Below are 12,789 nucleotides of genomic sequence, written 5' to 3'. Positions count from 1 at the left end.
ATTATGTAGAAAGATAACCAACAAGATAGATGTAATGATATATAAGTAGAAGGAGATTTGTCGAATGAAAACATTGAAAAATAAAATTGTCTTTATTAGTGGTGCCAGCGGTGGTATCGGCAAAGCTTGCGCTGAGTTGTTTGCAAAAGCAGGGGCAAAACTAATTATATCTGCAAGAACTGTGGAAAAGGTCCAAGAAGTAGCTAATGAAATAAAAGAGAAATATCAAACAGAAGTATTGGCGCTGCAATTGGATGTGCAAGATAAGAAGGCTGTCAATGAACTCATCGATACATTGCCTTTGGATTGGCAAAAAATTGATATACTCGTCAATAATGCCGGCTTAGCCCGAGGATTGGACAAACTTCACGAAGGAGATCCAGAAGATTGGGAAGCTATGATTGATACAAATGTAAAAGGATTATTGTATCTTACCAGAAAAATTGTTCCTCAGATGTTAGAACACAATTTAAATGGTCATGTTATTAATATTGGTTCTACTGCAGGGATTATGGCTTATCCTGGGGGAACGGTATATTGTGCTACGAAAGCAGCCGTTAAGTTCATTAGCGATGGACTTAGAATGGATGTCGTAGATACTCCAATACGAGTAACTAATATTCAGCCAGGTATGGTAGAAACTAATTTTAGTGTAATTCGCTTCCATGGCAACCAGCAGCAGGCAGATAATGTATATGATGGTATTGAGCCACTAGTAGCAGAAGATATTGCTGATATTGTTGTTTATGCAGCCAGCGCGCCAGCTCATGTTCAAATATGCGAAGTAACCGTCACTCCTACCCATCAGGCAACAGGCGGTATTGTACATAAAGAGAAAAAATAAAAATTAGATATCTTGTCTATCGCTATCAGATCCGTTTGTTTGTAAGGTAATCACTTAGATACAATTATCTAAATGGTTACCTTTTTTAAATAGTGGTAAATAGTGGAGAAAGTATGTTTTCTTCGTGTTCTTCCTATTCTTCGTGTCTTCGCGGTTCAAAAGGTCTTATTTTTTTAGGATGCGTAACGTTTTTCTGGCTTTCACAAAAATTCTTTGTATACAAGGGTACGTCAATGTGATAAAATAAATTTTGGTCTTTTGGAGAAGATAATGAAAGCAAGAAGATAGAATAGAGGTGTTTCATACGTGGATTCATGGTTTAAATTAGAAGAGCGAGGGACAAAGGTATCTACAGAGATAATGGCAGGTATTACGACTTTTTTGACAATGGTATATATCGTTATTGTCAATCCTGCAGTTTTACATATTGCTGGTATGGATTTTGATGGTGTTTTTATGGCTACCATCTTAGCAAGTGCATTGGCTACTCTGATTATGGGAGTATTCGCCAACTATCCGATTGCTATAGCACCAGGAATGGGAATGAATGCATATTTTTCTTATAGTGTTGTATTAGCAGGGGGACATTCATGGCAGGTCGCATTAGGAGCAGTATTTCTAACCGGAAGTATTTTTTTGCTTCTTTCCTTAACCAAATTTCGTTATATTTTGATTGATTCGATTCCGACAAGTTTAAAACATGCGATTACCGCAGGTATTGGCTTATTTATATCTTTCATTGGATTACAAAATGCAAAGATCGTTATTGCATCGCCCGCGACACTAGTTACTCTGGGAAATTTGGCAGAACCGATTACCTTAATGACAATTATCGGTCTTGTGATCTCTTTGGTATTAATGGTCTATCGTGTGCAGGGGGCCTTATTTGCCGGTATGCTGATTACTTCTGTTATTGCTTATTATAAAGGAATGTTGGTATTGCCAGAAAGTTTATTTATGCTGCCCCATGGCTTAGAGAAAACTGCCTGGCAAATGAATGTATCTGGAGTTTTTGAACAAGGACTCTATGCAGTCGTATTTACCTTTTTACTAATTACTTTGTTTGATACTACAGGAACGATGCTTGGTGTGGCAGAGCAAGCAGGATTGTTAAAGGATGGCAAGTTTCCTCGCGTGCGGGGAGCACTGCTGGCAGATGCTGTTGGTACTACCGTTGGTGCTGCTCTTGGTACGAGTCCTACTTCCGCATATGTTGAGTCAAGTTCAGGAGTTGCTGTGGGCGGACGAACCGGTCTGACGGCTGTAGTCACTGCCATACTGTTATTAATTACTTTGTTTTTTGCTCCTATTGCCAAAATGCTGGCTAGCATTCCTGCAGTTACGGCACCCGCTTTGATTATTGTCGGTTTCTTTATGATGAGCGGTTTGCGCAGTATTGATTGGAACGATCTGGAGGAAGCTTTTCCCGCATTTTTAATTGTAATTGCTATGCCTTTGACATATAGTATTGCTACAGGGATTGGTGTTGGCTTTATTGTATATCCTATTTTAAAAGTGCTAAGAGGTAAAGGCAGAACCGTTCACCCGATCTTATATATATTCGCCATATTGTTCTTTATACAGTTGGGCTTTTTTAGCCATTAGGAAAAGGAGTGTTAGGCCATGGACTAACACTCTTTTTCTAAAAGGGTATTGTAATATTTCCAGGAAATATAGCGAAGATTTTTTGTGAACCATCAATATTCATTTTTAAAATACATTGTATCGTATATATTTGGAATCGGATTTGCTGTTTAGTGAAACATAACGTTTATACGGATAAAAAGAGGTGTTTATATGCATAAGGATTTTACAGCCCTAGGTATTCGACGGGAAATAGGTGCAATTCTAGCTGAGAATGGTATTACAAAGCCCACCGAAATACAAGCTCAGGCTATTCCTGCCATCATGTCCGGCAAGGATGTTGTCGGGCAGTCTCAGACAGGAACAGGCAAAACATTAGCCTTTATACTGCCGATTTTAGAGAAAATTGAAATCAGCAAACCCATCGTACAAGCTTTAATTATTACTCCAACCCGGGAATTAGCCCTTCAGATTACCCGAGAAGTGGCAAAGTTAGCTGATCAATTAGGAATACAGGTGTTATCTGTATATGGTGGGCAAGATGTAGATCGACAAATTAAGAAGTTAAAAGGAGGAGCTCAAATCGTCATTGGTACTCCTGGACGATTAATGGATCATCTGCGTCGAGGAACCATCCAACTTGAAAATGTTACGAAACTTGTGCTGGATGAAGCAGATCAAATGCTGCATATGGGTTTTTTGGAGGATGTGGAGGAGTTAGTTCGACAAACTTCGAATAAACGCCAAACGATGCTGTTTTCAGCAACTATGCCTTCTAAAATTCGCGGATTAGCTGACCGCTATATGCGAAAACCATTGGATATACGCATACAAACAAAAAATATTACACTAGATGAAATCAAACAGATTATGGTAGAAGTACCTGAGTCTGAAAAAATTGTAAAGCTAAGTAGTATGATTGATGAATATCGACCCTATTTAGCAATTGTTTTTTGTCACACCAAAAAGCGTGCAATAGCTGTAAATATGGCTCTTAGTCAAAAGGGTTATGAAACGGATGAACTTCATGGAGAATTGTCCCAACCAAAACGGGAACAGGTCATGAAGCGTTTTCGTGAAGCTAAAATACAAATTTTAGTGGCTACTGATATTGCTGCCAGGGGTCTGGATGTAGAAGGTGTTACTCATATATTTAACTACGATATACCTCATGATGTAGACAGCTACATTCATCGTATCGGACGTACGGGGCGTGCAGGGCAAGCCGGTATGGCCATTACATTGATTGATCCTCATGAGCAGCCTTATGTAAGATTAATCGAGCAAGGTATTCGCGCAGCAATCGAAAAGCATAAAGTCAATGATCAGAAAGTAGTTAGTACCGATAAAAGAAGACTATTCAAGGCAAAAGTTGAAGAGGGAAAAACAGCAGTAGAAAAGAAAGAGAAAAAAAGAGCCTTTGTTTTTGGGAAAACCGATAAGAAAAAAACGGGAAACCACAGCGGAGCAAATTCAAGAAGCCGCCGCAAGCCAAAAGAAAATGAAAAAGGTGAACAGCAGGCTCAGCCAGGAAGAGAAAAAAGAAAAAATAGATAAAGGCAATCGAAAAGAGTGGTAATTGTATAATACCTTGACAATTATGCACTCTTTTCTTATATAATGTAGATAACAATAAAGGAGGTAGAATTGTGAATTTTAAATTAGCACATAATAATATTAATGTTTTGGATCTAGAGCGGAGCATAAATTTTTACAGTAAGGCTCTTGGGTTGGTGGAGACATCCAGGAAGGATATGGATGGATTTACCTTGGTTTACCTGGGGGATAGACAGACTCCTCATAAACTGGAATTAACATGGATGAAAGATCGCAAAACTGCTTATGATTTAGGTGAAAATGAGTTTCATCTGGCCTTTATCACAGATGATATGGAAAAGGCACATGCTTTACATAAAGAAATGAATTGTATCTGTTATGAAAATAAGGCGATGAATCTTTATTTCATTCAAGATCCAGACGGCTACTGGCTGGAGATTATGCCAGAGCGATAAACATATAGTCAAAAAAAGGGGACATTATTGTTAGATCTTAACAATAATGTCCCCTTTTTTTTTCTTATACCACCAATTTTGCTATAAAGAGATCTTTATTTTTGCTGAGGTCAATAAATTCGCCATTCGCAGTACGTACAACAAGAGACATATAAAAAGGATGATTATAAACGACTTCTGCTGTACGCCCATCATTTAGTTCTACATTTACATTGAATACAAAGCTTTCTAAATAATGATCAAAAGCATCAATAATAGCAGTGTCAAACTTAGTGGCACCTTCTTGGGTTAATTTTTTGCGAATTGCAAAGAAATTAGGCGGGGTATCCTTTTCATGAAGCAAAGAATCAAAAAAGTTGGCAAATGCAACAATTTGGGCGTATGGATGAATCTTGGCAGCTGGTAAATGCAGAGGAAAACCGCTGCTGTCTTGATATTCGTGGTGCTGCAGTAAAATCAGATTGGCTTCTCTAGGCAGTCCTAAACTTTTAATGATATCATAGCCAGCTTGTACATGACTTTGATATTGTAATTCTTCTTCTGCTGACTGACAGTCACTCTTATGAAAGATGGTTTCTGGCAGTTTTATTTTTCCGATGTCATGGAGTAATGCCCCTAAAGCAATAGTATGTATTACTTCCTCAGGATGTCCTAATAATTTAGCTATTTTTGCAGAAATAATGGCCACCGATATACTGTGATTTGCCAAATTTTCCTGCATGGAAGGGGTGATTTCTCTTTTGAGCGTATAAGCAAGTACTCCGACAGTCGTTGCTGCATAATGGCAAATGATATTCGCCATTACGGTAAGAGGCATAATATTTTTTGTTTGGGGCAGATCAAAGAGTATTTTTGAGAATTTATCAGAAATATCATGATACTGCTGAGTGGATTTTTTATTAAAGATGGTAGGCAGCTCTTCCACAGGAGGAGAATCACTGTCAGCTATTTTTTTAATTTTATCAAAAAGCTGAGAATTTTTGGAGACGATTTCATCGAATTGTAAGGATAGACGAATATCATCATCTGTATCTTTTTCTTCTCGTACTCTGATTTCATGTATCTCCCATAGTTTTAATAAACCGATGGTTTTATCAGTAAGGCTGGTGCCAGCTGCTAGTAAGACCTGTCCTTCGGAATTTAAGATATGTTCGGCGATGACATCTCCCTTTTTAAGTTCATTTATTTTGACTTTTAACATATTTATATATCCTCCTAAGTTAAAAAATCAGTAAGAGTGTCTGCTCTGTAGTTCTTTTTTCTAGAGTGAAACTAATTCTATATAAAATCATATAACAAAATATAAGAATTGGCGAGAGAAAGTTCTAAAATCAAGCAAACTTTAATGTCTATAGATACTCTATAAAGGATGAAAAAGTAGAAAAATGCAGGAAAATGATGAAAAAAGTAGAAATACAAAAGAAATATACATATGAGAGGATGTTTTTCTGCGTGTCAAGGTGGGAAGAATTATTTAACAATATTCAGCAGGATATAAAACTATTTGTGTTTGTCCTGGGAGTATTTTGCTTATTTCGTATTGGGTTTATTATTGTATTAAATTCTTATATTAGCGAGGCTGCAACCTTTCAGGATATTGCTATGGCGCTTTATTATGGAATACGGATTAGTTTAAAGAGTACAGGTTTGGTGGTTGCAGCTTCTTTTATACTGTGTACCTTACTCAAGGCCTTTATGAAAGACGCAATAATAATTAATCTGCGTTATATTCTGGGTTGTATGTATATTAGCCTTCTTAGCTTATTATTTTACGCTAGGATTCCTTACTATGAACAATTTCATATGGGGTTTAATCAATTGTTGTTTAATACGTTTAATGATGATGTTCATGCACTATTTTATACCTTGGTAGAGCAATATAAATTGCCTGTACGTTTGTTAATGACTGGAGTGACAGCACTGGCATTATGCCGTTTATTGAAAGCATGGCTGAGAACGAAGACATACCATCTGCCTCGTTTTTCCAAGTGGTATGGCAATATTGCTTTTCGTACTTCGCTGCTAATCATTGCATATTATCTTGTTATCTTTATTCGCTTTGGCGGCAGCATGACCTATGCCTATAATATTGACTGGGAAAATTCAGGTGTCACTAAAGATGAATTTTTAAATGAAGCTATCTTAGATGATGTTCAAGCCTTATATCGGGCTTATACACTTCATGAGCGGGTAATGGCATCAACAGGGCTAGATTTGGACCCACAGAGGATGATAGAGTATGGGACATATGTGGCTGGTCATCCAGTAGACTCCCAAAAGGTAGACGATTTCTTGAAAAAAGAAGCCCAGGGAGGAACGATTCAGAAACCGCAGCATGTATTTTTGATCATTGGGGAAAGCTATGCCAATTGGCCGTTGCTGCCTCAGTATAAAGATCTGAACATTGCTAATGGCATGCGAAATATTATAGCGCAAGAGGATGCAGCCTATGTTCCTGCTTTTCTGCCCAATGGCATGAGCACCATTTCAGGCATCATGGGCATTGTAACAGGTCTGGCAGAGGCGAATCTGTATCTTACGTATTTACCAGAGTCTTACAAGGAACCTTATTCTACATCTCTTGCTCCTCAAATGAAAAAACTTGGCTATAAGCCTCGATTCTGGTATGCGGGACCCACATCTTGGGAGCGAGTAAAGGACTTTACCTTGGCTCAAGGATTTGAGGAATTTTATGGCATGGGGGATATAGCAAGCCAGTCTGGCAATGTTTGGGGCTGTGACGATAAATATTTATTCCAGGCAGTTGCTTCTGGTGTAGATCATCCTACGCCGACTTTTGATGTGATTATGAATATCTCGAATCATGCTCCTTATACAGTGGATTTAGAAGAAGAGGGATTTGATAGGGATAGTGTAATTAGTGGATTACCTGATAATGTAAAAGAAGATCAGGAGCTTATAAAAAAACTAGGGCATTTTTGGTATGCTGATAAGGTTATGGCTGAGTTCATTAAGGATATGCGCCAGCAGTACCCCGACAGTCTATTCATTATTGTTGGTGATCATGCAGACCGACTCAATATCCAATTGAATCCTAGCTTATATGAACGCTATGGGATTCCCTTCATTGTCTATGGAAAGGGAATCGATAAGAATGTGTTTTCTAAAGAAGTGGCAGGCAGTCATATTAATGTGTCTCCTACCATCCTAGAATTACTGTCTCCTCCAGGATTTGTTTATTATTCACTAGGTGAAAGTATGACACGGGGGAATGGGATTGGTTTTAATTACGGTTTTTGGGTTACTCATGATTCTATCGGGAAAATTGGCAGCGATAGTAAAGAAAATATGGAGGGAATAAAAATGACCTCTGCTTTAGACGTGAATTTTATACAAAAAGATATTGATGCGAGAAGAGCCATGTCTTGGTGGCGCATTAAATATGGAAAAAATATGAAGAATGCAGAGTAACATACAGGAATTAGCTAGGAGAATGTGGAATTAATATAAGCAAGCCAAGAATTGCAGAGAGGAAGAATATAAAATGACAAGATCCTTTACCTTATATCGTGATCAATTAAAAAAGCTTTTAGTACAAGTGGAAAAAAATGTCGAGAAAAATCCATTGGCGACTGACGGGATCACGATTATGATTTCAGATAATGATCGTTGTTTAAAAGTGTTTCAAAAAGTTGGCCATGATTGGATTTACTTGGATCAAGAAGAATTCTGTGAGTGGTATTAAAATGAACCCTGCTCATTTCTTTATGGGCAGGGTTCAAAGGATAGGAGGAAGCTATGTTGAGTGGGACAGAGCGTAAAAATATTAAAGCAGGCAGCAGGGTGAAAATTGTACAAAAGCAGCATCAAGGCACCGGACAGCTGACGGAAGGTGTGGTAAAAGATCTGCTCACCAATAGTGCGATTCATCATCGGGGTATAAAAGTTCGTTTGGTAAATGGCATAGTAGGCAGAGTTCAGGAAGTGATTCAGTAGTTTGTATCAAGTGCCAAGGAAGGGGGAAAGCATGACGGATATAGCGGTTACTCAGTCAAGAAGAGACCGTAAAAACAAGCAATTGGCAATTGGCAGGAAAGCAGTATTTGATGGTGTGAAATCAATATTATACATTGCAGCCTGGGCTTTCTTATTATATGTATTGCAGCCTTTTATTACAGCAGCAGCCTGGTGGAAGGGGCATCAAATTATGATGGAGAATGCTTTTTCTTTAGTGGCAGTTAATACAATTTTTATTGTAATGGAATATATCGTGATTTTTGGGATGAGTATTCTTTTCGCAATGCTTTCCTGGTCCGAATGGAATCATTGGCGTTTATCCCGTCCTGTACAAAGTAGTTTATTTGTAAGATTACTAAAATAAGTGAGGCAGGAGAAAGAAACTCCCGCCTCACTTATTCATCTTTAGTAACTCAATGAAGTGGTGTACTTTGATTAGGGGAAAATAGAGTAGAGTCGAAAGTTTAGGTTTAAGATTCTAGATAAATAGGTGTGAGATATGGAACAAACATATTCCTTACGGGAAAAAGTAAATCAATTTTTAATTATTTTACTACCGATTTTAGTAACACAAGTATGTATGTGTGCTATGACTTTTTTTGATACGATGATGTCGGGACGTGTCAGTCCCAATGATCTAGTTGGTGTTGCCATTGGATCTAGTATATGGATGCCTGTTTTTACGGGGCTAAATGGGATTCTTTTTGCTATAGTTCCTATTGTTGCCCACTTTTTGGGAGCGCAAAAAAAAGAAAAGGTGCCCTTTGCGGTCATTCAAGCCGTATATTTAGCCATAGCAATATCCATTGTAGTTATAATTTGCGGCTTTTATGTGATACATCCGATATTGGATAAAATGGAACTCAATGCTTTATCCTATCAAATTGCTCATGATTTTCTAGCAGCAATTTCTTTTGGGATTATTCCATTGTTTATTTCCACAGTTCTTCGCTGTTTTATTGATACCTTAGGTTATACACGGGTAACGATGCTAATTTCTATGGTAGCATTACCGATCAATATACTGCTTAATTATGTATTGGTTTTTGGTAATTTCGGTTTTCCCCAGTTGGGTGGTGTGGGAGCAGGATGGGCCTCTGCGATTACCTATTGGTGTATTGCCATTATTAGTGTATGCGTTATTCAAAGCAGAGAACCTTTTAAATCCCATCAGATATTTAGCTTCTGGTATCGCTTTTCTTTCGCAGCCTGGAAAGAGCAGTTAAAGATCGGTATACCCATTGGTATAGCGATTTTTTGTGAAACGAGTATATTTGCAGTGATTACTTTGCTAATGAGTGAGTTTAGTGAAGTTACAATTGCAGCCTATCAAGTAGCTATTAATGTGGCAGCCCTGATTTATATGATGCCACTTAGTATTTCTATGGCTTTAACAATAGTGGTAGGCTTTGAAGCAGGGGCTAAGCGGTATCAAGATGCTAAACAATATGGCTATCTGGGTATTGGAATTGCATTGCTTATGGCTGTAATGGCTGCCATCGTATTATATTTTGGCAACGAGCAGATATCCAGTTTATATACAGCAGATATGGATATTAGGCATCTTGCGGAGCAATTCTTGTTATATGCGATTTTCTTCCAATTATCAGATGCTATCGCAACACCGGTCCAAGGCTGTTTGCGGGGCTATAAAGATGTTCGGGTTACATTTATTTTGGCAATGATTTCTTACTGGGTTCTTGGATTGCCCCTAGGGTATGTGTTATCTCATCATTCCGGGTTAGGAGCCTTTGGTTATTGGATCGGTTTGATTGTAGGTCTAGCCTTTGGTGCAACTTGTTTATCGGCAAGACTCATGAGAGTGCAGCGTAAATATGGGGATATACAAAATGTATAGTGTTCTGCTTCTGTAAAAAAATGAATCGAAACGCGAAGACGCGAAGAAATACGAAGCACACGAAGGAGATTACAGGTCTCTTCGTGTGCTTCATAGCCTTCGCGCCTTCGCGTTTCAAAATGTTTTATTTTTTATGTGCCAGTTTTACCAGGCTGCTGCAACAGAACCTTTAAAGTGTTCATTAATGAAGGATTTTACTTCATCAGAGTGATAGGCTTTAATGAATTTTTGTACAGCTGGATTTTCTTTATCTTTAGAACGGACAGCAATAATATTAGCATAAGGGGAGTTGATATCTTCAATAGCAATTGCATCTTTAGTCGGTACTAATCCAGCGGTAATTGCATAATTGGTGTTAATGGCAGCAACGTCCATGTCAGCTAGGGAACGGGGGATTTGTGCTGCATCTAATTCTTTGATAACAATTTTTTTAGGATTCTCAATAATATCAGTAACAGCGGCTTTTAGTCCGATTTCCGGTTTTAATTTAATAAGACCAATTTTCTCTAGCAATAATAGAGCTCGTCCTCCGTTAGTTGGATCATTAGGAATGGCAACGATGGCTCCTGCTTGTAAATCGGCTATATTTTTCAGCTTGCTTGAATAAATGCCCATTGGAAAAATGACTGTGTTGCCCACTGAGACGATATCATAATTGCGGTCTTTAATAATATTGTCAAGGTAAGGTTTATGTTGAAAACTATTGACGTCAATATCACCTTGGTTTAATGCTACATTAGGTTGAATATAATCATTAAATTCAACGACTTCGATTTTTAAGCCATCCTTTTCGGCAATTTTCTTGACTACATCCATTACTTCAGCGTGAGGACCAGCTGTAACACCAACTTTTAATGTTTTCTGTTCTACTTTTGCAGTACTTTGCTGACCGCAGCCAGTTGCTAAACCTAGAATAAAGACAAGAGATAGGAAAAGGGAAATGGATTTTAGTGATTTTTTCATTTAAATATGCCTCCTAAAAAATATAATGTTTTATTTCAATTTTTGCAGTCTTTCGATTGCTGCTTCTAATGTTGCAAATTGTTTGCAGAAACAAAAACGGATAAAACGATGTTTGTCATTGGCATCGTCCTGATAAAAACTAGATCCCGGTACGACTGCAACCCCTACTTTTTCAGCTAAGTGACGGGCAAAGTCTACATCATTCTTCCAGCCAAAAGGCGCTATGTCTGCCATAATATAATAGGCGCCGGCCGGGCGAATGCAAGTAAAGCCGATGGCAGTCAATTCCTTTAACATAAAGTCGCGACGCTTACTGTAAAAATCCCCTAATTTTTCATAATAAGTGGTAGGAAAATTTAGGGCCTGGGCGGCGGCTACTTGCAGGGGAGCGGCTGCTCCTACCGTCAAGAAGTCATGCATTTTACGTATGGAACGGCTGATTTCGCCGGAAGCAATCACATAACCAATGCGCCAGCCTGTTACGCTGTAGGTTTTTGAAATACTATTGATAGTTATGGTTCGTTCTGCCATGCCGGGCAAGGTAGCCAGAGGAATGTGTTTTATTTCATCATAGATGATGTGTTCATAGATTTCGTCTGTAATTGCCAAGACATCATATTGAATACATAGTTTGGCAATGAGATCCAGCTCTTCGCGGTTAAAAACTTTACCAGTAGGGTTATTTGGAGTATTAATAATAATGGCCCTGGTACGTTCTGAAAATGCCGCCGTTAATTCTTCCTTGATAAAGCTGAATTCTGGTGGATGCAGTTGGACGTATTTGGGGGTAGCACCACATAATACGGCATCAGGACCATAGTTTTCATAAAAAGGCTGAAATATAATGACTTCATCCCCAGGATTAATAGTGGCTAAGAGGGTTGCTACCATGCCTTCTGTTGAACCGCAGCATACGGTGATTTGCGTTTCCGGGTCAATATCAATGTTATAGTCTCTTTTGTTTTTCAAAGCAATGGCATCTCTAAGTGACTTCGTCCCCCAGGTAATTGCATATTGATTGTGATCTTCTAAAATTGCCTTAACTGCGGCCTCTTTTATTTCATCCGATGCCGGAAAATCAGGAAAGCCTTGTGCAAGATTAATGGCTTTATGAGCGGCAGCAATACGAGACATTTCTCTAATTACGGATTCTGTAAAACGACCAGCTTTTTCCGAGGCATAGTTACGCAGAGTTTGAGCTTGTGCATTTTGATTCATCATATTGACTCCTTTGATTGATAATAAAAAAATCTTCTTCATAAGATGAAGAAGATTTTATTTTTCCAAAATGATCCTCATCTCCCAGGAAATTCCTGTTGGAATTGGCACCGTTCGCATTGCGCGGTGGTTGCCGTAGCTTCATCGGGCCAATCCCCTCGGCTAACTCTTGATGAATGTATGTAGTTGATGAAAGTAATAGTAGCATGAGTTCCTACCTGGTGTCAAGGAGAATTGAGAAAATCGTATCTCTCGTCAATTGACATGTAAACTTAACAAAAGTATAATATGATAATATGAATAAAAGTCCATTGCAAAAATACTTATATTCA

The 12,789-nt window shown here is 38.3% G+C and carries 12 protein-coding genes and 1 riboswitch; of the genes, 9 read left to right on the top strand and 3 right to left on the bottom strand.

The window, feature by feature from the left end; translation table 11 throughout:
- Positions 1-64 precede the first annotated feature (64 nt).
- From FR7_RS17500 to FR7_RS17485, 4 genes are all read left to right on the top strand, one after another.
- Positions 65-844 carry an SDR family oxidoreductase gene (locus tag FR7_RS17500; RefSeq protein WP_007937090.1) on the top strand — a complete coding sequence of 260 codons (780 nt, stop codon included), beginning with the start codon at positions 65-67 and terminating at the stop codon, positions 842-844.
- Positions 845-1,150: 306 nt separating this feature from the next.
- Positions 1,151-2,449, top strand: a complete 1,299-nt coding sequence (locus FR7_RS17495; RefSeq protein ID WP_007937089.1) for an NCS2 family permease — start codon at positions 1,151-1,153, stop codon at positions 2,447-2,449.
- A gap of 192 nt (positions 2,450-2,641) precedes the next feature.
- Positions 2,642-3,985 (top strand): DEAD/DEAH box helicase, encoded by a 1,344-nt coding sequence (locus FR7_RS17490; RefSeq protein WP_007937088.1) that lies wholly within the window; start codon positions 2,642-2,644, stop codon positions 3,983-3,985.
- A gap of 92 nt (positions 3,986-4,077) precedes the next feature.
- On the top strand, positions 4,078-4,440 hold the full coding sequence (locus FR7_RS17485; RefSeq protein ID WP_007937087.1) for a VOC family protein: 363 nt from the start codon (positions 4,078-4,080) through the stop codon (positions 4,438-4,440).
- Between the two features lie 64 nt (positions 4,441-4,504).
- Here FR7_RS17485 and FR7_RS17480 read toward each other — a convergent pair whose 3' ends face one another.
- A complete protein-coding gene (locus FR7_RS17480; protein ID WP_007937086.1) occupies positions 4,505-5,641 on the bottom strand; it encodes an HD-GYP domain-containing protein in 1,137 nt (378 codons plus the stop codon).
- A 197-nt stretch (positions 5,642-5,838) separates the two neighbouring features.
- Here FR7_RS17480 and FR7_RS17475 point away from each other — a divergent pair, with 197 nt between their 5' ends.
- From FR7_RS17475 to FR7_RS17455, 5 genes are all read left to right on the top strand, one after another.
- Positions 5,839-7,872, top strand: a complete 2,034-nt coding sequence (locus tag FR7_RS17475; protein WP_007941941.1) for an LTA synthase family protein — start codon at positions 5,839-5,841, stop codon at positions 7,870-7,872.
- Positions 7,873-7,945: 73 nt separating this feature from the next.
- Positions 7,946-8,146, top strand: coding sequence for a hypothetical protein (locus tag FR7_RS17470; RefSeq protein ID WP_007941939.1), 201 nt, complete (start codon positions 7,946-7,948; stop codon positions 8,144-8,146).
- Positions 8,147-8,199: 53 nt separating this feature from the next.
- Positions 8,200-8,397, top strand: a complete 198-nt coding sequence (locus FR7_RS17465) for a YwbE family protein (protein WP_007937031.1) — start codon at positions 8,200-8,202, stop codon at positions 8,395-8,397.
- Between the two features lie 31 nt (positions 8,398-8,428).
- Positions 8,429-8,782 carry a hypothetical protein gene (locus tag FR7_RS17460; RefSeq protein WP_007941937.1) on the top strand — a complete coding sequence of 118 codons (354 nt, stop codon included), beginning with the start codon at positions 8,429-8,431 and terminating at the stop codon, positions 8,780-8,782.
- A 135-nt stretch (positions 8,783-8,917) separates the two neighbouring features.
- On the top strand, positions 8,918-10,276 hold the full coding sequence (locus FR7_RS17455) for an MATE family efflux transporter (protein WP_007941934.1): 1,359 nt from the start codon (positions 8,918-8,920) through the stop codon (positions 10,274-10,276).
- 144 nt (positions 10,277-10,420) lie between these two features.
- Here FR7_RS17455 and FR7_RS17450 read toward each other — a convergent pair whose 3' ends face one another.
- Both FR7_RS17450 and FR7_RS17445 read right to left on the bottom strand, forming a co-directional pair.
- Positions 10,421-11,239 (bottom strand): MetQ/NlpA family ABC transporter substrate-binding protein, encoded by an 819-nt coding sequence (locus FR7_RS17450; protein WP_007941932.1) that lies wholly within the window; start codon positions 11,237-11,239, stop codon positions 10,421-10,423.
- 30 nt (positions 11,240-11,269) lie between these two features.
- The gene (locus FR7_RS17445; RefSeq protein ID WP_017531336.1) at positions 11,270-12,457 is read right to left on the bottom strand and encodes a pyridoxal phosphate-dependent aminotransferase; all 1,188 of its coding nucleotides are present in this window, start codon (positions 12,455-12,457) and stop codon (positions 11,270-11,272) included.
- 74 nt (positions 12,458-12,531) lie between these two features.
- A riboswitch (SAM riboswitch) is annotated at positions 12,532-12,636 on the bottom strand.
- Positions 12,637-12,789 lie beyond the last annotated feature (153 nt).

It is taken from the genome of Pelosinus fermentans DSM 17108, from assembly GCF_000271485.2.
GTDB classification, from domain to species: Bacteria; Bacillota; Negativicutes; order DSM-13327; family DSM-13327; genus Pelosinus; species Pelosinus fermentans.
This window is presented reverse-complemented; position numbering and strand designations above follow the sequence as displayed.

Excerpts from the sequence above, each read along its gene's own strand:
- FR7_RS17500 (WP_007937090.1), top strand. The coding sequence starts at position 65 with ATGAAAACATTGAAAAATAAAATTGTCTTTATTAGTGGTGCCAGCGGT.
- FR7_RS17490 (WP_007937088.1), top strand. The coding sequence starts at position 2,642 with ATGCATAAGGATTTTACAGCCCTAGGTATTCGACGGGAAATAGGTGCA.
- FR7_RS17480 (WP_007937086.1), bottom strand. The coding sequence starts at position 5,641 with ATGTTAAAAGTCAAAATAAATGAACTTAAAAAGGGAGATGTCATCGCC.
- FR7_RS17475 (WP_007941941.1), top strand. The coding sequence starts at position 5,839 with ATGAAAAAAGTAGAAATACAAAAGAAATATACATATGAGAGGATGTTT.
- FR7_RS17470 (WP_007941939.1), top strand. The coding sequence starts at position 7,946 with ATGACAAGATCCTTTACCTTATATCGTGATCAATTAAAAAAGCTTTTA.
- FR7_RS17465 (WP_007937031.1), top strand. The coding sequence starts at position 8,200 with ATGTTGAGTGGGACAGAGCGTAAAAATATTAAAGCAGGCAGCAGGGTG.
- FR7_RS17460 (WP_007941937.1), top strand. The coding sequence starts at position 8,429 with ATGACGGATATAGCGGTTACTCAGTCAAGAAGAGACCGTAAAAACAAG.
- FR7_RS17455 (WP_007941934.1), top strand. The coding sequence starts at position 8,918 with ATGGAACAAACATATTCCTTACGGGAAAAAGTAAATCAATTTTTAATT.
- FR7_RS17450 (WP_007941932.1), bottom strand. The coding sequence starts at position 11,239 with ATGAAAAAATCACTAAAATCCATTTCCCTTTTCCTATCTCTTGTCTTT.
- FR7_RS17445 (WP_017531336.1), bottom strand. The coding sequence starts at position 12,457 with ATGAATCAAAATGCACAAGCTCAAACTCTGCGTAACTATGCCTCGGAA.